The 22,551-nt window shown below is 64.6% G+C and carries 15 protein-coding genes and 1 tRNA gene; 6 read left to right on the top strand and 10 right to left on the bottom strand.

Going from position 1 to position 22,551, the window contains the following annotated elements:
- Positions 1-44 precede the first annotated feature (44 nt).
- Positions 45-2,165, bottom strand: a complete 2,121-nt coding sequence (gene pbpC / locus J8I29_RS04655) for a penicillin-binding protein 1C (protein WP_209430802.1) — start codon at positions 2,163-2,165, stop codon at positions 45-47.
- A 61-nt stretch (positions 2,166-2,226) separates the two neighbouring features.
- The gene (locus J8I29_RS04650) at positions 2,227-7,452 is read right to left on the bottom strand and encodes an alpha-2-macroglobulin (RefSeq protein WP_209430801.1); all 5,226 of its coding nucleotides are present in this window, start codon (positions 7,450-7,452) and stop codon (positions 2,227-2,229) included.
- Between the two features lie 358 nt (positions 7,453-7,810).
- Between J8I29_RS04650 and J8I29_RS04645 the strand changes: the two genes are divergently transcribed.
- A tRNA-Phe gene (locus J8I29_RS04645) sits at positions 7,811-7,886 on the top strand.
- A 317-nt stretch (positions 7,887-8,203) separates the two neighbouring features.
- Positions 8,204-9,025, top strand: coding sequence for a GIY-YIG nuclease family protein (locus J8I29_RS04640; protein WP_209430800.1), 822 nt, complete (start codon positions 8,204-8,206; stop codon positions 9,023-9,025).
- A gap of 340 nt (positions 9,026-9,365) precedes the next feature.
- Here the strand turns inward: J8I29_RS04640 and J8I29_RS04635 are convergent, their stop codons facing one another.
- The 6 genes from J8I29_RS04635 to J8I29_RS04610 form a co-directional block, all read right to left on the bottom strand.
- A complete protein-coding gene (locus tag J8I29_RS04635) occupies positions 9,366-10,124 on the bottom strand; it encodes a hypothetical protein (RefSeq protein ID WP_209430799.1) in 759 nt (252 codons plus the stop codon).
- A 336-nt stretch (positions 10,125-10,460) separates the two neighbouring features.
- Positions 10,461-11,507, bottom strand: a complete 1,047-nt coding sequence (locus J8I29_RS04630; protein ID WP_105865301.1) for an ABC transporter permease — start codon at positions 11,505-11,507, stop codon at positions 10,461-10,463.
- A gap of 75 nt (positions 11,508-11,582) precedes the next feature.
- Positions 11,583-13,112, bottom strand: a complete 1,530-nt coding sequence (locus tag J8I29_RS04625; RefSeq protein ID WP_245196657.1) for a sugar ABC transporter ATP-binding protein — start codon at positions 13,110-13,112, stop codon at positions 11,583-11,585.
- A gap of 138 nt (positions 13,113-13,250) precedes the next feature.
- The gene (locus J8I29_RS04620) at positions 13,251-14,177 is read right to left on the bottom strand and encodes a sugar ABC transporter substrate-binding protein (protein ID WP_105865299.1); all 927 of its coding nucleotides are present in this window, start codon (positions 14,175-14,177) and stop codon (positions 13,251-13,253) included.
- A gap of 170 nt (positions 14,178-14,347) precedes the next feature.
- Complete coding sequence (locus J8I29_RS04615; protein ID WP_209430797.1) at positions 14,348-15,178, bottom strand: TIM barrel protein; 831 nt, start codon at positions 15,176-15,178, stop codon at positions 14,348-14,350.
- Positions 15,179-15,468: 290 nt separating this feature from the next.
- On the bottom strand, positions 15,469-16,500 hold the full coding sequence (locus J8I29_RS04610) for a LacI family DNA-binding transcriptional regulator (RefSeq protein ID WP_209430796.1): 1,032 nt from the start codon (positions 16,498-16,500) through the stop codon (positions 15,469-15,471).
- A 227-nt stretch (positions 16,501-16,727) separates the two neighbouring features.
- Here J8I29_RS04610 and J8I29_RS04605 point away from each other — a divergent pair, with 227 nt between their 5' ends.
- The 4 genes from J8I29_RS04605 (at position 16,728) to J8I29_RS04590 (ending at position 20,380) form a co-directional block, all read left to right on the top strand.
- A complete protein-coding gene (locus J8I29_RS04605) occupies positions 16,728-17,843 on the top strand; it encodes a fatty acid desaturase family protein (RefSeq protein WP_209430795.1) in 1,116 nt (371 codons plus the stop codon).
- A 36-nt stretch (positions 17,844-17,879) separates the two neighbouring features.
- Positions 17,880-18,194 (top strand): MocE family 2Fe-2S type ferredoxin, encoded by a 315-nt coding sequence (locus J8I29_RS04600; protein WP_105865295.1) that lies wholly within the window; start codon positions 17,880-17,882, stop codon positions 18,192-18,194.
- Positions 18,195-18,210: 16 nt separating this feature from the next.
- Positions 18,211-19,434 carry an FAD-dependent oxidoreductase gene (locus tag J8I29_RS04595; RefSeq protein ID WP_209430794.1) on the top strand — a complete coding sequence of 408 codons (1,224 nt, stop codon included), beginning with the start codon at positions 18,211-18,213 and terminating at the stop codon, positions 19,432-19,434.
- Between the two features lie 145 nt (positions 19,435-19,579).
- The gene (locus J8I29_RS04590) at positions 19,580-20,380 is read left to right on the top strand and encodes a 3-methyl-2-oxobutanoate hydroxymethyltransferase (RefSeq protein ID WP_209430793.1); all 801 of its coding nucleotides are present in this window, start codon (positions 19,580-19,582) and stop codon (positions 20,378-20,380) included.
- A 92-nt stretch (positions 20,381-20,472) separates the two neighbouring features.
- On the opposite strand, the gene J8I29_RS04585 is transcribed toward J8I29_RS04590, so the two are convergent.
- Together J8I29_RS04585 and J8I29_RS04580 are read right to left on the bottom strand one after the other, a co-directional pair.
- Positions 20,473-21,522: a Gfo/Idh/MocA family oxidoreductase gene (locus J8I29_RS04585; RefSeq protein WP_245196656.1), complete on the bottom strand. Its 1,050-nt coding sequence runs from the start codon at positions 21,520-21,522 to the stop codon at positions 20,473-20,475.
- Between the two features lie 97 nt (positions 21,523-21,619).
- The gene (locus J8I29_RS04580; RefSeq protein ID WP_105865293.1) at positions 21,620-22,405 is read right to left on the bottom strand and encodes a ThuA domain-containing protein; all 786 of its coding nucleotides are present in this window, start codon (positions 22,403-22,405) and stop codon (positions 21,620-21,622) included.
- Between the last annotated feature and the right edge of the window lie 146 nt (positions 22,406-22,551).

Here is a 22,551-nt window from a genome sequence, read left to right as displayed (position 1 = left end):
AAAAACCTGGTCCTAGGTCATTGATCCCTTACGAGAGCCGGGTATCAATCCAGCCTGATCTGCACACTGGCCGTATGCCCTCTGGCATCGATCACCGAGAGGCGGGCAAAGCCCTTGCCGGGCTTGTCCCAGACAGCCTCGCGCCGTTCTTCGCCGATCACGATCGGCAGGCCGTCGGCGAGCCAGGTGAAGGGCGGCGCGCCCCCCATCGCCTTGAGAGCCAAAGCGGCATCCGGCTCTCCCCCGGAAACCTCGACCCGGGCGCCATCGGGCGGAAAGGAAATCACCAGCGGGGCATCGCCCGAACCAGCGGCGGCAATTTCGGGCAACGCGCCGGGACGGAAGCGCTGCAAGGCCGGCGGCAGTTCGGAGGTCCGCGCGAACACCACGCCGGATGGCGGAGGCTTGAGCGGCACGCGCTTCTCGCCGATGCGCTGGAAGGCATCGAACAGGATGGGAGCGGCAGCCTTGCGGCCGACGAGATCCGAGACGGGCGCCCCATCGGGCCGCCCGACCCAGACGGCGACCGTGTTGGCGCCGTCGAACCCGACCGCCCAGGCATCGCGATAGCCATAGGACGTGCCGGTCTTGTAGGCGATCTTGCCGCCCACCGCGTTCTCCGGCGGCGGCGCGCCGATCAGGACATTGCCGACCTGCCAGGCCGCTGCCTTCTCGAACAGGCGATGGGGCTGCGCGCCGATCGACCGGTCCTGCGGCCGCCAGATCAGCGGCAGCGCCTCTCCCTCACGGGCCAGCGCGAGGTAAAGAGTGGCGAGATCGGTGAGCTTGACGCCGGCGCCGCCGAGGCCGACGGCAAGCCCCGGCACCGCGTCGGGCGGCAGGGATGGCTCGGCGCCGGCATTCTTCATGCGTGCGATCAGCCGGTTCGGCCCGATCGAATTGAGCAGCATCACCGCCGGCACGTTGAGGGATTGCTGCAGGGCGCGGCGCATGGTGACGGTGCCCTGGAAGGCATCGTCGAAATTCTCGGGCTTGTAGACCCCGAAACGGGCGGGACGATCATCCACCAGCGTCTCGGGATGGGCGAGGCCATCCTCGAAGGCGAGGCCGTAGATGAACGGCTTGAGGGTGGAGCCCGGCGAGCGCGAGGATTCGGCCAGATCCATCTGCCCGGCCCTCGCCTTGTCGAAATAGCCGACGCCGCCGACATGTGCCCTCACCTCCCCGCTGGCATTGTCGACGGCGACGATGGCAACCGAGACGCCGCCGCCCAAGGCGGTCGCTCGCTCGCGCGCCAGGTTCTCGAGCTGCTCCTGCAGGAAGCGTGCAATCGTGGTGGTCACCACCGGATTGGGCTCGCTTTTGCCGGCCTGGGCCTGAAGCAGCAGGTCCTGGCGCACCAGCCGTTCGGCGACATGGGCGGCCAGGATCGGGAAGGGCTTGCGCCCCAGCGGCGCTGCCTCAAGCGTGGCGGCCTCGGCCTGGTCGGGATGCAGCACGCCCTTGCCGGCGAGAAGCCGCAGCACCCGGTTTCGGGCTGCCTTGGCCGCAGCGGGAGCCCGGTCCGGGCGGCGCGATTCAGGGGCCTGCGGCAAGGCTACGAGCATCGCCGCCTCCGCCGTCGACAGGCGCTTGGGTTCCTTGGCGAAATAGGCCAGCGACGCCGCCCGCGTTCCTTCCAGATTGCCGCCATAGGGCGCCAGCGCCAGATAAAGGCCGAGGATCTGCTCCTTGCTCAGCCGGTTCTCGATCTGGACGGCGCGGATCATTTCCGCCGCCTTGTCGGCGAAAGTGCGATCGGGACGCGGCTCGAGTAGGCGGGCAACCTGCATGGTCAGGGTCGATCCGCCGGAGACGATGCGCCCCCGGCTCAGCATCTGCCAGGCGGCGCGCACCATCGCCACCGGATCGATGCCGTGATGGGAATAGAAGCGCTTGTCTTCGTAAGCGACCAGCATAGACAGGAAGCGCCGGTCGATCTCCTCCGGCCTGGCCGGCAGGCGCCAATAGCCGTCCGCCGTGGTGAAGGGGCGCAGCAGCTTGCCGTCGCGGTCCACCACCAGGGGCGAATAGGTCACGCTTTCGCCCAGCGGCACCGGGCCAAGGCGCCGGAGCGCCTCCGACAGCGCAAAGCCGCCGGCGTTCACGGCAATGACAGCCGTGAACAGAAACGCGCAGAGAATATGGACGCGCCGGGCGGTCATGGCGGGGTAGTCTCCGACTTCACCCTCCCCTCGAGGGGAAGGGTATAGCACGGCCCTCTCCTCATTTCTCCGTCACCGTCAGCATGCCGGTGGCCAGCGTGGCATTGCGCTCAGGCTGATACATATCCTCCACCGTCGTGCCGGGCAGGATGTAGCGGCCGGGCGCTACCGCGCGGACGACATAGGCAACCTTGGCGGCCTGGTCGGTGAACGCGGCGACGAAGCGGTCGTCGCGGAACTCCGAATGGGTCACCTCGGTGAGATCCTTGAGCCAGGACATGCTGCCGGTCTCGCCGGTGACGACCAGATTCGGATTCTCGATCTCGAAGCCGGCGGGCAGCCGGTCGACGAGCAGGAAGTTGCCGGTCTGGTTGTCGCCGCTGCGGCTGGCGCTCAACACCACAACCAGCCTGGTGTTCTGCTTCACCTGCGTGGGATCCACGGCCTTGCCGTCGAGCGAGAAATAGCTCCTCGTCAGGTTCATGCCGTTATTGGCGGCGGGCTCGGGCACGACGGGCGAGCCGGAAACCGCAACCACGGCCTGCAGGGCCGAAGCGCCGGGGTTGGAGACGGAATGCGGGGTCTTGAGGGCCTCTCCGCGATAGACCTTGTAGAACGCGCCCTGCTGTTCCGAGCCATCGACGGTCAGCTTGAGGGAACGGGCCTGGTCAGCGATGCTGCGAGCCGCGAGCACCATCCAGGTCATCTCCTGGGTCGAGGCATAGCGGGATTTCGATCGCGCATCGGTGATGACTTTGAGCGCCGCCTTGATCACCGGCAGGCCGGCATTGCCGTCACCGGCAAGCGCCACCACCGCCGCGGCATCGCGCAGCGGCGAGCCGTAATTGCGATAGGCCAGGCTGGTATCGCTGGTCTCCTTCTGGAGCGCCTCGGCAGCCGAGCCGAACGCCTCGCCGGCCCGCGGCTTGTCGCCGAGCATGCCGAGGGCAGCAGCGATCTGGGCCCGCGCCATGGCGCTGCCGAACTGGCCGATCTTGGTGTCGGCGAGATATTTCAGATCGCCCGCCGGCGCCCTGCCCGCCCGGGCCAGCGTGTAGAGGGCATAGGCGACGTCCTCGCCCTTGCCCTCTTCCACGTCGGGCGCGTTGCCGACACGGTTGCGCAGATAGTCGACCGCCTGGTTGAGCGCCAGCTCCGGCACCGCGAAGCCCTTCTCGCGGGCGCGCAGCAGGAAGTCGGTGACATAGGCCGACAGCCACAACTCGCCGCTATCGGCATTCCACAGACCGAAGGCGCCGTTCGAATCCTGGCGTGCGAGCAGGCGCTGCACCGTATCGCCCAGGCGCTCCTTCACCGTGCCGTCGAGATCGATGGCATTGCCGCCGAGCTCGCTGAGATAGAGCAAGGGCAGCGCGCGGCTGACGAGCTGTTCCGAGCAGCCATAGGGATAGCGATCGAGATCGCGCAGCAGGCCGGGCACGTCGAGGGCGCTGAACGGCCCCACCGAAAGCGAGACCGCGCCGGTGCCGGGAACCATGTCGGAGACGAGGTCGGCATTGACGGTGATGCCGCCGCCATTGGCGGCGATGGTCTGGATCGTGCGGCGCGTCACCGGCGGATTGGCCGGCAGAACGCCGAGGGTGAAGCTCTGGTCGATGGCGACATTACCCGGCCCCGCCAGGGTGGCGACCAGCTTGCCGGTGCCGATGCCGTTCGCGGTAATGGGAATGTTCACCGGCGTGCGCGAGCCTACGGGCCCGATCTTCACGGTCTGGTAGAGGGCCGAGGGCTGGGCGCCGATCGGCCCCGCCACGTCGACGGCGAGCGTATAGTCGCCGGGCGCGGCCTCGGCGTTGACGAGGTCGAGGCGGAAGCGCGACTGGTCACCCACCGCAAGGAAGCGCGGCAAGGTGCCGGCAATCACCACCGGATCGCGCACTTTGACGTCCGCCGACCCATGGCCGACCTTGGTCGGGGTCCAGGCCACCGCCATCACCCGCACCAAACCATTGAAGGCGGGAATGTCGAAGCTGATCTCGGCCGTGCCGTCGGCACCGACCTCGACCATGCCGGAGAACAGCGCCAGGGGCGCCTGGGTCGGCGGGGGGCTGTTGAAATTGGCTCCGCCGTCGCCGCCGGTGCGGATCCGCCCCTTCGCTCCTTCCATGCCGTCGATCAACTGGCCGTAGAGATCATGCAGCTCGGCCGAAAGGCGCTTCTGGCTGTAATAGAACGTCTCCGGTTCCGGCGGCTTGTAGCCCGTCAGGTTGAGGATGCCGACATCGACGGCCGCCAGGGTGACATAGGCTTTCTCGCCGGCGAGGCCCTCGATCTTCACCGGCACCTTGAGAGGCTGGCGCGGCTTCATCAGCTCGGTCGGCGTGAGCGTGACCTTGAGCGTGCGTTCGTTGCGGTCGATGCCGAACCAGGCGAGGCCGATCGCGCGGGTCGGCATGCGCTTGGCCGCAACGTCCATCGGCCGGAAGTGGGTGACCACGACATAGGCGCCCGTGCCCCAGTCCTTGCCCACGGTCACGGGAACGGTCGTCCCCTTCTCCGGCACGTCGACCAGGGTGGAAGACAAGAGCTTCTCGCCGACCACCTGCACCGAGGCCTTGCCGGCAAAACGGGCATCGATCTTCACCTGCAGCGTATCGCCGGTCTTGACGCTGGTCTGGTCGAGGGCGACCGGCAGCATGTCGGGCGTGTCCGCCTTCTCGCTGGTGTAATAGCCCGCATAGAAGGAGCTGGAGGAGGAAGCCAATCCATCCGCTGAGATTTCGAGACGGTACTGGCCCCACTGCACCTGCGCGGAGATCTGGGCGGGCTTGTCGGCCGCGAGGTCGACCGTGCCGCCGCCGACCTTGCGGGCGGTGGTGACGGCCTCATAGTTCCAGCGATTATTGCTCTTGTACCACTGATAGGTCGTGGTCAGGCGCTTGAGGGTCCAGGTCGCGCCCTTGGCCGCCACCTGGTTGCCCTGGGGATCGACGGCAACGGCGTCGAACAGGGCCTGCTGGCCCTCGGGCACCGTGCCTTCGGCGAAGCCGGGCTTCAAGGCGAGCATCGGGCCGGTGGCGGCGATAGGCAGGGAGGCGCTGCGCACCACGCCGCGGCCGCCGCCTTCCTTCATGCGGATGACGAAATTGGCCTTGAGCGGACGGGTGGTCGTCGGCAGCTGCGGCAGCGGCACGGTGAATTCGGCGTGCCCCTTGTCGTCGGTCTGGGCGAGATCATCGACGGTGTTCTGCACCGTGTCGACGCTTTCGTCCGACAGGCCGAACGCATAGTTCTTCCATTGCGGGAAGGGCTGGCTGTCGATGGAGACCGAGACGTCGCCCTCGATATCGAGGCCGGCGGCGGGGGCGCCGAAGAGATAGCGGCCGTCCACCTTCAGATTGGCGCCGCTGGTGCGGTCGATACGCGTGCCGGAGGTGGCGAGGTCGAACTCGATGCGATCGGGCACATAGTCCTCGACCAGAAAGGTGGTCTCGCCGACCGGCGCCGCCTTGGGATCGGTATAGGCGACGACGCGCCAGGTGCCGCTGGCGGCAGAGGGAATGATGGCGATATCGGCGGTACGGCCGCCCGCGCCCTGGTCCTTCAGCACGGTACGGGAATATTCGACGCCGTCGGGGCGCTGCACCACCATGGTGACGGGCACGTCGGCCAGGGCATTGGCATTGCCGTCGCGCAGCAGGATGGCGGCATGCACCGTTTCGCCGCGCCTATAGACGCCGCGTTCGACATAGACGAAGGCATCGGCCGGTCCCGGCGGGTCGCGCCCGGTGACGCCGCGATCGGTGAGGTCGAAGGCCTGCTGGGTGAGGTCGATGAAGGCGTAATCGTTCTTCTCGTCTGAGGCCACCACGAGGGCTGGCTCCTGGCCCTCATTGCCCTTGGTGAGGCCGGCATCGAAGAAGGCGGCGCCATCGACCCCGGTCTTCACCGAACCCAGAATCTCATTGTTGCGGGCGAGCAGGCGCACCGTGACATCGGCGAGCGGCTCGGCGGAAGCGATCGAACGCAGGAAGACGTGCAGGCCGTCCTTGCCCTTCAGCGTCGACAGGCCGAGATCGGAGACCACGAACCACTGCGTGGCGAGCTGGCTGTCCTCGTCCTCCGCCACTTCGCCGGCCTGGGCCGTCATCACATAGAGGCCAGGCTCGATCTTGCCGAGCGCTTCGTCGACCGGAAAGGCGGTGGTGACGTCCTGATTCGGCGTGCTGGTGAGGTCCATCGTGCCTTCCCAGACCTTTTTGCCCTTGGTGCGGGCAATCTCGCTGGCCTGGGAACCGTAGATCTGGTCGAGGAAATTGGAATCGATCACCGCCGAGATCAGGCTGCGGTCGCCGACCCGGTAGAGCGCGAGCTTGGCCTGGGTGGTGTTGACCGAGACCAGAGGGATGCCGTTCTGGCCGGTGCGCGGCAGGACATAGCTCTTGCCGACGAACTGCACGGACGGCAGGCGGTCGCGCACATAGATCTCATAGTCGGCGTTCTTGAGGAGGCTCTCATCCACAGCCGAAGGCAGGCCCTGGCGCACGGTGACCTTGTAGCGCCCGCCATGCTTCAGTCCCTCGACGCACAGCTTGGTGCCGTCGACGGTAACGGCCGAGACGGGACCCGGCTCCTGGCTGAAATAGGGCGCGTAGTCGGCGACCGCGTTGCTCAGGGGATCGGAGAACTGGAAGCACAGGCGCGGCTGCGGCGCGTCGCTCTCCACCGTATAGTCGGTGATGCGGAAGCCGTGATCCTTGCGTACTTCCTCATAGGCTTCACGGATCTCGGCATTGTCGACCAGATCGAGGCTGGCGCGATAGGCGTTGAGGGCCGGGCGCCAGTCCTCGCGCTTGACCAAGGCTTGGGCGACGTCGTTGAGCGCGTCGGCCTGCTCCTGCGGCGTCTTGGCCAGCTGATAGGCCCTGATGGAGGCGCCGAGCGCCTTGTAGGGCAGTTCATAGCCGTCCTGGCTGTTGAAGGGCTCCGCCACCAGCAGCAAATCGGCGAGGCGCTTCCACATCGCACCGTCATTGGGGGACAGGGCGATGAATTGCTCCACCACCACGGCGGTGTTGCGCGCGTTGTCGGAGCCGATGGCCGCTTTCAGCTCCTCCTGGAGCTGCGGCGCGCTCTTCTTCATGGTCTTGGCCAGCTTGGCGATGCTGTCCTTGTAGCTGTCGGCTGCGTAGGAATAGCTATCCACCTGAAACCGCGGGGCCGCCTGCGCGGGGCTGGCAGCCACCCAGCTCAGCACGGCGAGCATGAGCACGAATGCCGAGAAGAACCGCACGAAGACGCCTTGGCGCGCTGCCTGCCTGACCATGTTCCCTGTCCCTCTTACCCGCCCCTGGGCCTATGCGGCGGTCCCCTTCCACGCTAGCGCGCCGGCGTGACCTGGGCGTGTCGTCAGTTATGCGGGAGAACCCAGTCGATAACTGACGGCACGCCCAGGTCACGCGATATGCACAGGGAACGGACCACCGAGCCTGCAAGACTAAGGGCGCCCCGGTTCGGCGGCAATCATGATTCAGAGAGATTTCACCATCTGTACCAGTGGGAACAGCGTGCGTACCGGTGTTTTTGCAGCCGGCTTATTTTTTCCGCGCAAGAGGGCTGGACAACCAGGGAGGCGCTGGCTATACACCCGCGGTCTCGCGGCGGCCTCGGCTGACTCGCCGGATGCCTAGGTAGCTCAGTTGGTAGAGCATGCGACTGAAAATCGCAGTGTCGGTGGTTCGATTCCGCCCCTAGGCACCATCTCCTCTTCCCTTCGTACATTTTGACTGACGACACCGCGGGTCCATGCGGCTGGATCGTATTGCGCGTTATTGCGCGTGGGATGAGCAAAATGAAGTGCTCGCAGTAATATCCACTGTCATAGTAATGCTTGGCCTTCTTGGAATGCCTTCACATCCATTATGGCTACCTACCAGCAACCGCATCGAAACGACTAAGCTGCGACGGTACTCCATCTGATGAGACCCGCGATTACCCGCAGCACGCGCCCTTTGGCGTGCATTTTGCGTTGAGGCGCCGCCAAATATTGTCCATTTTCTCTAAAATGGTGCCCCGAGATGCTCACCTTCAATTCTCTCCTCACCGCCACCGGCATCGACCTTGCAAGTACGAAGATTGTCCGGCACCAAGACAATCGTGCCGAGAAGGGCCGATCTCCATACGATCTTTGGCGGGCAGCAGATGGACGGTTTGAGCTTTTCCAGCGCATTCAAAGCCGGCGGCGATTCGATGGTGCCAAATGGATCGCATCCTTCGTGGCTACACCGCTCGGCGAGACATTATTCGCCGGCATCTATGAGGTCGGCGCCGCCGCGGCAGTGCCCCCAGGGACGCATTATCCGCTCGACGGCAAGCTGGTCGATGAAAATGAGCACCTGTACGAGCTGCAGCTTTCGCCGTTGCTGGCCGACTTTCGCGGGCGAGTCATAATCGATTGGGGACGGGGCTTCTTGGCATGGGTTCAGAACGCCAGCAGCCAGGACAAGCCCATCATCGAGATCCGCCGTACTGTCGTCGACCCACCCTTTCCAGGCTTCGGCGTTTTCACTTGGCGGATCCGCGATCTGGCGGCTGTGCCGGTGGCGTGGCGCCAGGCACTGTCGGCGGTATCAGGTGTCTACCTGATGGTCTGCCGTTCGACTGGACAGCGTTACGTCGGATCAGCCTACGGTGCGGGTGGCTTTTGGGCTCGATGGGAACAATATCTTGCGACTGGTCACGGCGGCAACGTCGGCATGAAAGCCCATAGGAGCAGCGATTTTCAGGTCACCATCTTGGAACTGGCGTCTTTGTCGACGACGGTAGACGAGATCATCGCGCTCGAAAACCGATGGAAGGACAAGCTGATGAGCCGCCAATTTGGGCTGAACCTGAACTGACGGACAACGTCCGCCAGCGGACCGACACGCCACCCCCTTACGCATTTCCGTCGCGGAGCGCTCGACAAATCCCCGGTCAGAAAGAACCTTGCCCTTCTGATCGGGGAGCGAAGTTTGGTTGGGGTCATCGGCCCGGGCGCGTGGGCCATGGGCAGATCCATGCGCTCGAGCCCGGCCGGCAGTCCGATCGAAGCCGAGGATTGCTCTTCGCAAGCCTCGCGAACGCCGACCTGACGCCTGCATAGCATGGGATCGGGGCAAGAGTTTGAAACGCCGCACCGATTGTCAGTCATCCTCTCGGGATGATGCCCCGACCGGGCGCTGGCCCGCCCTGCCGCCGCTACTGCCAGGTCCAGCGATTGTTCAGGCCCTGGCCGCGCTCGAGGGTCGGATTGTCCCCCCATTTGCGCTCACTCCAGGTTTCGTAGAGCGCCAGGTCGAGGGCGTTGTCCTCCCGGATTTTCCGGCGCAGGTCCTCGCCGATATCCTGGCTGCGCAGCGCATTGGTAGGCGCGGCATTCTCATGCGGCAGTTTCTCGAATTTCCAGCCGATATCCTGGGTAATCCGCTCCATCACCGCATCGCAGTTGCGATAGTCGCCGACGAACCAGAATGTCTCGAACTGCCTGGAGAGAAATTCGAATCTCTGGCGCTGGCTCATCTTGCGGATGCCCAGGGAGGACAGGCCGAAATAGTGGCGGAAATAGAAGCGGCTGATGCGGTTGTGTTTGTTGGTCGGATACCACTGCTCGAAGGACATGCCCACGACCCGATGTCTCTCCGGCGTCTTCTGCAGGAAATTGTAGAGCGAGACGTAGAAGGACACCGGCTCCCGGAGCAGCCCGACCTCCCGGATGACGCGTCCTTCGAAGCCCTTGGCGGCGGTGCGCGGCAATCTGTGGCCGAACAGGATGCGGATCTCGTCGCGATCGGCCTGGGGCACGCGGACCTTCGGATCGAGCCAGGGCCGTTGCTCGGGCTTGGAATAAATCACGGCGGAGCCGCGCGGCGGGACGTCGTGCAGGAGATAATCCCTGACGCTCAGGCCGGCGCATTTCAGGATATGCGGAAAAAGATAGACCGTGGTGTTGCTGCTCATCAAGTCTCGCCAGGTTCAACGCCCTGCCGGCACCGGCCGGACGCGTTGAGCCTCTCACCCCTCATTTCCTGGCCAGGGGAACATTCGTGCCGCATGGACCATGGTGTCATTCGATCTTCCGTGCCGCCCCAACCCGACAAGCACCAGGCCGACGGGCCGTCAACAGGCACTGGGATAGACTACATATAGCAAGCCGGCAGCGAGGCAACGGGCCTGTTCGCGAGGGCACACATGATTGCAACCAATCGTGTAGGCCTTCCAGGGCAGCGACAGATGCGGACAAATGACAACGGCCCGCCCTGGCGGACGGGCCGTTCGATCGTAGTGCTGCTCGCCTCAGACCTTCCGGCGCCGGCGATACTGGTCGATCACCACGGCACCCACGATGATGGCGCCGAGCACGATCTGCTGCAGGGAGGCGGGAACGCCGAGGAAGGTGAAACCTGAGGTCACCACCGAGAGGATGAGGAGGCCGATCACCGTGGAAGTGATGCGTCCCACGCCGCCGGAGAGCGAGGTGCCGCCGATCACCACCGCCGCGATGGCCTGCAGCTCATAGCCGAGGCCTGCGCCGGCCTGGCCCGAGCCCGCACGGGCGATCTGCACCACCCCGGCCAGGCCCGAAAGCAGGCCGGCGAAGCCGTAGACCTTGACCAGGTGCCACTTCACGTCGATGCCCGAAACGCGCGCGGCCTGCATGTTCGAGCCGATGGCATAGGTGAACTTGCCATAGCGCGTGTAGCACATGGCGATGTGGAAGATCAGCGCCACCACCAGGAAGATCACCGTCGGCACGTCGATGGAAAAGCCGAAGAGTTCCACGGGCGAACCGATGACGCGGAAGGAGGGCGTGAAGGTGCTGACGGGCTGGCCATTGGTGTACCAGGTGGCGAAGCCGCGCGCCGAGACCATCATGCCGAGCGTGGCGATGAAGGGCGGCACATTGGCGTAAGCGATGAGCGCGCCGTTGATGACGCCGGCCAGCAGTCCCGTCGCCAGCCCGGCCAGCACGGGAATGATGAAAGGCAGATCGGTGAGATGCGGATAGACCACGGAGCGGGCCGTGCTCACCTGCGCGAGCGAGGCGGCGATCATGGCGGTGGCGCCCACCACGGAGCCGGAGGACAGGTCGACGCCGCTGGTGATGATGGTCTGCGCCACGCCCACCGCGATGATGCCGATCACCGCCACCTGCAGGAAGATGATGCTCAGGCGACCCGCATTGAAGAAGAAGCTCTGGCTCTTCAGCGGCCAGCCGATGAGCTCGAATATCGCCACGATGACGGCGAGAACCGCCAGGATGCTCAGTTCCTGCGGCAGCCTGCGATGCGGTTTGACGCTGGATATCTGCGGCGATTTGCCGGCAGCCTCGTTCGCGGACATGGGATCCTCCAATTCTATCGCTAAGCGCCTCACGGCGCGCCGTATCGGGGTTCTTCCAATTCCAGGGACCGCGCCTCAGCGCGCGGCCAGTTCCATGATCTTGACCTGGTCCGCTTCCGCCCGGTCGAGGATGCCGGTAGCGTGGCCGGCATGCATGACGAGGATGCGGTCGCTCATGCCCAGCACCTCCGGCAGTTCCGAGGAAATCATGATCACCGCCACGCCCTCGCCCGCCAGCTTGCTGATCAGGCGATGGATTTCAGCCTTGGCGCCGACATCGATGCCGCGCGTCGGCTCGTCGAGGATGAGTATCTTCGGCTTGGTCAGGAGCCAGCGGCCGATCAGGACCTTCTGCTGGTTACCGCCGGACAGGTTCTCGATGCGCTCATGCAGGTTGGGTGTCTTGACGCGCAGCGCCGCGCTCATCTCGGCGCAGGCCGGCGTTGCCTCGCCCGAGGCGACGAAGCCGGCCCTGACGTAGCGCTGCGTCAGCACCGCCATCTGCATGTTCTCGAGGATGTCGAGAATGAGGAAGCAGCCGGTGTCCTTGCGGTCCTCGGTGAGGAACGCCATGCCCTGGCGCATGGCGACGGCAGGAGAGGAGATGGAGACGGGCTTGCCGAAGACCTCGATCGTGCCGGAGGAGGCCGGCGTGACACCGAACAGGGTTTCCGCCACATTGGAGCGACCTGCCCCGACCAGCCCGGCGAAACCGAGGATCTCGCCGGCACGCAAGTCGAAGGAGACATCGCGGAAGACGCCGTCGAGCGTCAGGTTCCTCACCGACAGGACGACGTCGCCGATAGGCACCGTCTCCTTGGGGAACATCTGGGTGATCTCGCGGCCGACCATGCGGCGGATGATCTCGTCGCGCGTGAGGTTGGCGGCCAGGTCCGTGCCGATATATTTGCCGTCGCGGAAAATCGAGACCTCGTCGGCGATCTCGAACAGCTCGTTCATCTTGTGCGTGATGTAGACGATGCCCTTACCCTGCGCCTTGAGGTCGTGGATGATCTCGAACAGATGCGCGACTTCAGTCTCGGTCAGGGCCGAGGTCGGCTCGTCCATGATCAGTACGTCGGAATTGTAGGAAATCGCCTTGGCGATCTCGACCATCTGGCGGTTAGCCACCGATAGCGATCCGACGGGCACGGCGGGGTCGATCTTGATCTTGAGCTGCTCGAACAATTTGGCGGTGCGCCGGTTGAGCTCGCCATGATCGACGAAGCCGAGCCGAGTCAATGGCTCGCGTCGGATCCAGACATTCTCCGCCACCGTCATATATTGCATCAGGTTGAGTTCCTGATGGATCATGGCGACGCCCTGCTGGAGCGCATCGAGGGGGCCGGAGAACTGCACCTCCTGCCCGCGCAGCTTCATCACGCCGCTGTCGCGCTGATAGACGCCGGCGATGATCTTCATCAGCGTCGACTTGCCGGCGCCGTTCTCGCCCATCAGGGCATGCACCGTGCCGGGGCGCAGCTTGAAGGAGACATTGTCGAGCGCCAGCACGCCGGGAAAGCCCTTGCGCACGCCTTCCACCTCGATGAGATAAGCAGAATCCGTGGTACCGCGGCTCGGCGCCGCCGATTGCACTACAGCCATCGTCATTCTCCCTCATGCTTGCGCCGGAGCTGCCGACGTGTTTCATCGGCCCGGAACAGGGGTCCGGACATTGCCGCGTCTGACGAGAAAATCGCGCCCCTCCGGCTTCCTGAGCCGGAGGGGCTCCGCGCCGTTCGATCAGTTCTTCTTGAGGTAGTTGTCGATATTGGCCGGGGTCACCAGCTCGAAGGGCACCCAAACCATGGGGTCGACCTTCTCGCCCTTGGCAAGCTTCAGCGCCGTATCGACGGCACCCTGGCCCTGGCCGGCGGCGTTCTGGAACACGGTGACCTGCAGATCGCCATCCTTCATGGCGCCCAGGCCATCCTGCGTGGCGTCCACGCCGCCGACGAGGACCTTGCCGCCGGCAAGGCCGGCCTGCTTGAGGGCCTGGATGGCGCCGATGGCCATTTCGTCATTGTTGGAGATCACGGCAGCCGGCTTGATGCCGGAGGTCAGCCAATTGGTCATCAGGTCGATCGCCTGGGTGCGGTCCCAGTTGGCCGTCTGCTTCTGCAGGATCTTCATGCCCGTGCAGGGCTCCTTGGCGATTACGTCCTCGACATCCTGCGTGCGCTGGCGGGCGGCCTGGTTCGACAATTCGCCCATGATCACCACGATATCGCCCTTGCCGCCGAGGAGCTTGCAGATCTCCTTGGTTTCGAGCGTACCGGAATCGACCTCGTTCGAGCCGACGAAGGCGACCTTCTCCGGCAGCTTCTCTTCGGAGGGCATGCGGTTGACATAGACGAGGGGGATGCCGGCATCGGTGGCGAGCTTGGTCATCTGCGGGGTTGCGTCGGTGTCGACCGGGTTGACGATGATGGCATCGACCTTCTGGGCGATGAAGTTCTGAATCTGGCTGAGCTGCTTGTTGACGTCGTTCTGGCCATCCTCGATCTGGAGATTCACACCGGACTTGGTCTTGGCATAGTCGGTCATGCCGTTGCGCAACACGGTGAGGAAGTTGTCATCGAACTTGGCCATGCTGACGCCGATATTCTCGGCATAGGCCGTGCCACACAGCAAAGCCGTTGCGGCGAGCGCGAAAAGGGTCCGTTTCATCGTGTCTCCTCCCTGGGTCGGATGTCCGGCAGCACCCGTCATTTTCCGGATAATCCCCTTGCGGGGAATTGGTGGATCGTTGGAGCGTTTGACGCTTCAGCCAATCCGCTGGATTGGCCTGGAAACAAAGAGTTGGAGCAAAAAGCGTTCACGCCCGAACGCGCTTTGCCCTAGGACGCCAGGCCTGCCGCTACCAGCGCCATACTCGCGGCAAGGCGGTCCCGGATCTGGCTGGCGTCCATTTGCTGTATGCTTTCGGCGAAGGGTTCGAAGGAGAGCGCACCGCCATAGCCGCCGGCGCGCAGCGCTCTGATCTGATCGATATTGCCAAGACGATCATCCGCCCCGACAAGGCCGCGATGGCTGTCCCGCATCTCCCCCACCGCGACGGACGCATCGTCCACGCCGGAGATATGAACCAGCCCTGTGCGGTCCGGGAACAACGCAGCCTCGCCCGCAAGATGATGATGGAACGTATCATGCACCAGTTTGAAGGTCCGCGCACCATCGACGGCATCGATGGCGGCGACGGCCTCCGACTTCAGGCGCAGGGAGCAGATCTCGAAACCGAGAGGTTCGACGAGGCCGATCAGCCCGCGTGCCGACAGGATCGGTTCGAGCGCCTGCAAGGCTTCGATCAGACGGGGAAGGCGCTCATGGTCGCCACGCCCCTCACCGTCATTGCGGGGCACGAGCACCAGAGCCTTGGCGCCGGCAGCGGCCGCATAGTCGGCCAGTTCTTCAGCTTCCGACGCGCGTGCCGCGGTCCAGTCATTGAAGCGCTGGAGGGCGTTGATTGAAAGGATGTCGATGCCGGCGCGCTGCGCCTCTTCTTTCACCGAGGCCGCAGGCGTCCCGTCGAGGATGGCGTTGCCGGCGAGGTCGTTGCGGATCTCGACCCTGGCGAGCCCCAGATTGCGGGCGAGCGCAAAGAACTCGGCAGGCCGCAGCTTCGGCGCGGTCATATGGTTGAGAGCGAAGGGTTCGGCTCCGCTTGTCATGAAACACTCCTTGCAGGCGTGAGCGCCCTATTTCCAACCTCGGAGGCGCTTTTTCCGACGCCATATGCTCTCCGGTACCAGTCATCAAAATGGAATGATTGGACCGTTTTTTACCTTAATTGGAATTAATATTCTATTTTTGCACTGCCCTGTCAAGTACGCATTTCGGTCCTGCTGGCTCGCGCGAAGTCGCTGCCGGCGCCGAGACATCCTCCCCTCGATCTGGGAAAGCGTGGGAGGCAGGAAAACTCGTGAACAAGGACACGGGTCAGGAGCGACCGTCGAACGGTTCAGATATTTTCCGGAAGATAGAGGTTGAAAGGCAGGAAGATCTGTCCGGTTCCTTCCACGGTACCGGCGAGGCATGCCTGAGCCATGACGCGGATGAGTTCCACCGGCAGTTGCGGCAGCGGCGTCGCGATGACGAAGGAGATCACCTCTTCGCTCAAGGCAAGCCGCGAGTCTGGCGTCAGTTCCGGGCAAACGGCCACCAGTCCCTTCGCCTTCTCTTCCCGCAGGGCGGCAATAACCCCTTCCATGCCGCCTCCGGCCACATAGAGGCCGGCCAAGTCCGGATAGCGCCTGATGAGCCCGAACGTCGCCTCATAGGCTATGCTCGACTCCTCCAGGTTGACGCGGCTGTCCAGCACTTCGAACTCCGGGGCATGTTCGCGGAAGTAGCTGCGCAGCCCGATCTCGCGCAGTTCATGGCCGTGGAAACGGTGACTGCCGAGAATGATGCCGATCTTGCCGGCTTGGCGTGCGGTGCGCGCAATGAGCCAGCCCGCCGTGCGCCCGGCCTTGCGGTTGTCGAGGCCGACATAACCGGCGCGATGTTCGGCTGCGAAATCGGACAGCAGCGCGAAGACGGGCACGTTGCGGGCCTTCAACTCGGCGACCGCCCCAGTAATCAGGGGGTGGTCCACCGATACGACCGCCAGGGCCTGGCAACGCTCGCCGAGGCTGTGCATCCGCTCGGCCACGGCCGCCGGCGAGGTATCCCCGTGGTGCTCGATGAGGGCGGAGATGCGAAAGCCGTGCGCCGAGGCAGCCGCCTCCGCAATGGATTGCGCCAGCAGGCTGTAGAAGGGCGAGGCGGATTTGAGCAGCAGGAAACCCAGGCGCAAATGCGGCACATCGCGATCGAGGCGCTGCTGGATCAGGCCAGCGGCATAGTAGCCGAGCGCCTTGGCTGCCTCGGCCACCCGCCGGGCCGTTTCCGGCCGGACCGGGAGCCGGCCGTTCAGCACGCGGTCGACCGTTGCGGGGCTGACACCCGCCTCCCTGGCGACATCCTGGATCGTCGGCCTGCCCATGGTCATTCCTGATGGAATTACATCATGATGATAGTCGTTCTGATGCATTTTGATAGAAATTGTCAACGCCCCATTGAGCCCGGAACCGGTGCGACATAGCATCGGCGCCAAGGATGAAGCCCGGCCGCAACCAGGCTGGACGCTCGAGCCAATCCGTCGGATCGGTTCGGAAATAAAGAATGTGAGCAAATAAGCGTTCTCGCTTGAACGCGTTTTGCCTAGGGGAGCTTGCAATGAGGCCGACCCGGCGCGACTACAGTCTGATCGGGCGCGATGCCCAGGCCGCCGTCGAGAGCGGCCTTGCCGCAGCCGAATGGTATCGCTGCGACATTCCCCGCAAGCGCATGAAGGAACTGATGCAGCGCAAGGACGCTCCGGCGATCCGCGACACCGCGCTGTGGCTGGCCGGCCTGCTGGCAAGCGGCGTCGCCGCCGGGCTGCTGTGGGGGACTTGGTGGTGCGTGCCGTTCTTCGCGCTCTACGGCATTCTCTACGGCTCGGCCTCGGATTCGCGCTGGCACGAATGTGGGCACGGCACGGCTTTCCGCACCCGATGGATGAACGACATCGTTTATCACATCGCCTGCTTCATGATCATGCGCGAGCCGACGATCTGGCGCTGGAGCCATACGCGCCATCACACCGATACCATCATCGTCGGCCGCGACCCCGAGATCGCGGCGATGCGCCCCCCGGCAATCCTGCGCCTAATATCGAATATCTTCGCGATCGCCTCGACCTGGGCTGCCCTCAAGGGCCTCATGCTGCACGCCACCGGGCGGCTCAGCGAAGAGGAAGAGACCTTCGTGCCGGAGATGGAACGCGGCAAGGTCTATCTGGTCGCGCGCATCTGGCTCGCCATCCATGTCGCTACCCTTGCACTTTCGCTGGCGCTGCAATCCTGGCTGCCGATGATGTTCGTGGGGGTCCTGCCCACCATGTATGGCGGCTGGCTGACCCTCTATTTCGGGCTGACGCAGCATGCGGGCCTGGCCGAGAACGTGCTCGACCATCGGCTGAACTCCCGCACCGTCTACATGAATCCGTTCTTCCGTTTCGTTTATTGGAACATGAACTATCACGTCGAGCACCATATGTTCCCGATGGTGCCCTATCACGCGCTCCCGGAACTGCATAAGGCCATGCTCGCCGACACGCCGACGCCCTATCGCAGCACGATCGAGGCCTATCGCGAGATCATCCCGGCCCTGCGGCGCCAGATGAAGGATCCGGAATATTTCGTGCGCCGGGTGCTGCCCTCGAGCGCCCGCCCCTATCGCCCCGACCTTCATGGCGAGGTGGTCATGCCCGACGATCCGCGTGCCCGCTTTGCCGGCCAGCACCACTGACGGACACAAGACTGAAAACCACATCGGGAGGAGATTATGAGCAACTGGATCGATGCCTGCGATGCCGACGATATCGAGCAGGAAGACGTCCTGCGCTTCGACCACGCCGGCCGCACCTATGCGCTCTATCGCAGTCCGGACGACGAATATTTCGCGACCGACGGGCTGTGCACCCACGAGCAGATCCATCTGGCCGATGGCCTGGTGATGGACGACATCATCGAATGCCCCAAGCATAATGGCCGGTTCAATTACAAGACCGGCGAAGCCAAGGGCGCGCCGGTCTGCATCAACTTGAAGACCTATGCCGTCCGGCTCGCCGGCGGCAAGGTCCAGATCCAGCTGGGGTGATGCGATGCAGCCGGGCATGGTCATCGTCGGCGCCGGCGAGGCGGGCGCCAGGGCAGCCTTCGCCCTTCGCGAGAATGGCTGGGCCGGCTCCATCACCCTGATCGGGGACGAAGCCCACGCCCCCTATGAGCGCCCGCCCCTGTCGAAGGCGGCGCTGCTGGACGAGGCCGGCCCCTCCCCGCGCTATATCGTCGCCGAGGCGCGTTTCGAGGCCGAAGCCATCCTCCATCTGGCCAAGCGCAGCGTGGTGGCGATCGAGCCGGACCGTCGGCTGGTCCGGCTCGATGACGGCAATACCCTCGCCTATGAGAAGCTGCTTCTTGCCACCGGCGCCGCGCCGCGCCGGCTGCCGCTGGCCGGCGCAAACCGGCCCGGATGCGTGACGCTGCGGCGCTTCGAGGACGCCCTGCATCTGAGGGAACGCTTTCGTCCTGGCGCGGAGATCGCCATCATCGGCGGCGGGTTCATCGGCCTGGAACTCGCGGCAAGCGCTCGCCAGCGCGGCGCGGCGGTCACCATCATCGAGGCTCTTCCGCGCCTGCTCAGCCGGGGGGTGCCGGCCGATATCGCCGAGGTCGTGCAGGAGCGTCATCGCGCCGCGGGCTGCACCTTGCTGTGCGGTGAAGGCATCGCCGCCATCGAGGAGGAGCCCGACGGCCTCGCCGTCCGCCTTACCAGCGGCAAACTGGTCCTCGCCGATCTCGTCGTTCTCGGCGTCGGCGCCTCGCCCAGCACGGCGCTGGCGGAGGCTGCAGGCCTTGCGATCGACAACGGCATCGCCGTCGATTCCAGGCTGCGCACCAGCGACGAAGCCGTCTTCGCCGCCGGCGACTGCTGCTCCTTCCCCCTGCCTGTCTATGGAGGACGGCGGGTGCGTCTGGAATCCTGGCGCAACGCCCAGGAACAGGGTGCCCATGCCGCCCGTGCCATGCTGGGCGAGAACATGGCCTTCGACGCCATTCCCTGGTTCTGGTCGGATCAGTATGACCTGTCCCTGCAGGTCGCCGGACTGGTCGACGAAGGACGCCACACCATTCGCCGGGACGGTGCCGACGGCTCCTTCATCCTCTGCCATCTCGCCGATGACGGACGCCTGGTCGCCGCCAGCGGCATCGGCCCCGGCAATGCGATCGCCAAGGATATCCGGCTTTGTGAAATGCTGATCGCCAAGCGCGCCCATCCTAACAGGGACAGGCTTGGCGATCCCAATACCCGCCTCAAATCCCTTCTCGCTGCCTGAATCCAAGCGCCTATCAGCGTCTTTGCTCTGCCTTTTGTTTCAACGCTGCTTTGCGCTTTCCGGCAATGCCGTCAAATCGCAAAACGCCTTAACGCGCCCGGTGGTCTGACGATGCGATGAGCCCCGGGACAGCATGGAGATCGTCATGGCCCGCCTTCGCCCGACCGTTGCCGACCTGCTTGCCCTTCGCGGCAAGAGGCAGGTCGCCAAATTGAGAGTCACCACGCTCGAGGAAGCCGAGGCGGCCGAACGCGCCGGCATCGGCATGCTTTCGGTTCCGCCCGCACTGATCGCCGAGCCTGCTTTCCGTGACGCCGCGCCGACGGCCTTCGTGGTCACCGGCTTGGAGTATGGCCATTACGTCACGGCCGAGGATTATCTGCGGGCCGCCTTTCTCGTCCGGCAGCAAAGTTCGGACGCCGTTTATTGCGCCGCCAGCCTGGCCACCATCCGGCGGCTTCGCGACGAGGGTATTCCCGTGGTGAGCCATGTCGGCCTCATCCCCTCGCACCGAACGTGGACCGGCGGCTTCAAGGCGGTCGGCAAGACCTTCGAGACAGCCTGGCAGGTCTGGCAGCAGGTGAAGGCTCTCGAAGAAGCTGGAGCCTTCGCCGCAGAGATCGAAGTGGTTCCCGAAGAGGTCGCCACCGCAATCAGCCGGCGGACCAGCCTGTTCATGATCTCCATGGGCGCGGGCGGGGGATGCGATGCGCAATATCTGTTCGCCGATGACGTTCTCGGCGCCCATGACGGACACTATCCCCGCCATGCCAAGGTCTATCGCAATTTCCGGGGCGAGCATGAGCGCCTGCAGAAGGAACGCGTCGCCGCCTTCTCCGAATACAATGCCGACGTCGTCAACGGCGCCTTCCCGGCACCGAATCAGCTGGTCACCATCGCCGGCGACGAACTCGGGCGCTTCCTGAAAGCGCTCGATGCCATCTGATCGTCATCCCGGGTGCGCGGGCGTCTCGCCCGCCTCTTACCACTCGAGCTATGTTTCCAAAAGCGGGTGAGACGCCCGCGCACCCGCGATGATCAGGCGATCGGCGGGGCCGAAGCGATATCCTTGTCGAAGCAGCGATCGATCACGCGCTGGAGATTGGCGGCGTGGCGGAAGCTGGGTTCGGCATTCTCGCCGCTCTGTACGGCCGCGATGAAGCGCTGGTAGTTGGTCTTCACCGGATCGGCGTGGAGGTCGCGCCAGGCCTGGCTGTGGATCCCGTCGCCGGTGCAGATGCGCAGGCTCGTATAAGGGCCGTGGTTGATCTCGATCGCGCCCTTGGTGCCGAAGACGCTGAGTTTCAGGGTGTTGGCATAGCCGGTCATGAAACGGCTGGTGTGGATCACGCCCAGCGCCCCATTCTCGAAGCGCACCGACATTACCGCGCTGTCGTTGGCGTCGAGCGGATAGTCGCCGATGCGGTCGCCGGGCGCCTTGTGGAAGGTCGCCAGCTGAGCCTGCAGGGCGACCGGCGTCATGCTCACGGCATAGCTGGCGAAATCAAGGATGTGGATGCCGACATCGCCCAGCACGCCCTTCGAGCCATGTTCCTCGGACAGGCGCCAGAGCCAGCGCGGTTCCGTCGACCAGTCGCCCCAGTGATTGCCCACCAGCCAGCTCTGGCGATAGGAGGCCTCGACATGGCGGACCTCGCCGATCTCGCCGCGCGCAATGATGCCATGGGCGGCCTGAAGGGCGGGCACGTCGCGGTAGGACAGGTTGACCATGGCGATCAGGCCGGCGGCCTCGGCGGCGGTGGCCATCTCGTCGGCCTGCGGGAAGGTTTCGGCCAGCGGCTTCTCGCATAGAACATGCTTGCCGGCGAGGATCAGCTTCATCGTGGTGGGATGGTGAAACCTGTCGGGCGTGACGTTGGCCACGGCGTCGAAGCCGCCCCAGGCGATCGCCTCGTCGAGGTCGCCGAAGGAATGAGGGATGCCATGCTCGTCGCTGAACTGACGGGCTCTCGCCTCGTCGATGTCGACGCCCGCCACCACTTCGGCGTCGGGAGAAGCCTGGAAATGCCGCGCGTGGTTGGCCGCCATATTGCCGGTGCCGAGCACGAGAATGCGGATCTTGGACATGGAAGAGATCCTGGGAGCGCGGACGTCCTCGTCCGCTCTCGGAAACGCGATGCTTGTTTGGAAGGAAGAGCGGACGAGGACGTCCGCGATCCCAGGGTTACCGGAAGCCTTCTTCCCCATCCTGGTGAAGCCGCGGACCCTTGACCTCCAGGGGCACCGGGGCCTTGTCATGCGGCGTGTTGGGGGCCTCGTTGACCCGCTTCCAGGCCGTCGCCGGATTGTAGGCCCACTTCACCGCGTTGCCGAGCACCTTGCGCACGGTCGCATTGTGGTAGGTCGGATAGGCTTCATGGCCCGGGCGGAAATAGAAGATCTTGCCGGCGCCACGCTGATAGGTCAGTCCCGAACGGAAGACTTCGCCGCCTTCGAACCAAGAAATGAACAGCGTCTCCATCGGCTCCGGCACGGTGAAGGGCTCGCCATACATCTCCTCGTGCTCGATTTCGAAATATTCGGGCAGGCCCTCGGCGATCGGATGGTTCCTGTTGAGCACCCACAGCCGCTCGACTTCTCCGGCCTCGCGCCAGGACAGGGCGCAGGGCGTGCCCATGAGCCGCTTGAAGATCTTTGAAAAATGGCCCGAATGCAGAACGATAAGGCCCATCCCCTCCCAGACGCGCTCCTGCACGCGCTGGACGATCTCGTCCTTGACCTCGCCATGCGCGGTGTGGCCCCACCACAGCAACACATCGGTATTGGCAAGCTTCTCGGCGGTCAGGCCGTGCTCGGGTTCATCCAGCGTCGCGGTGCCGACGCTGATGCCGCCAGCCTCTTCGAGCGCCGCCGCGACCTCGCCATGGATGCCCTTGGGATAGAGCTGGCGCACCAGGGCGTTGGTCTGCTCATGCCGGTTCTCGTTCCAGACGAGTGCGCGGATGGTCATATCGAAATTTCCTTTGCCGACGACGGCGATTCAAAGCGCTTTAACAAAAAGCTCTGCCACATCCGGCTTGGTGATTGAAGCGGGTTGTGGATCTATTTTTTGGCCCGGCGAGAACCGCCGGGACCAATCCTCGCGGCGCCCTTGGC

It is taken from the genome of Labrys sp. LIt4, assembly GCF_017813775.1.
Classification (GTDB): Bacteria; Pseudomonadota; Alphaproteobacteria; order Rhizobiales; family Labraceae; genus Labrys; species Labrys okinawensis_A.
The sequence above is the reverse complement of the archived record's forward strand: the minus strand, read 5'-3'. Positions and strand labels throughout refer to the sequence as shown.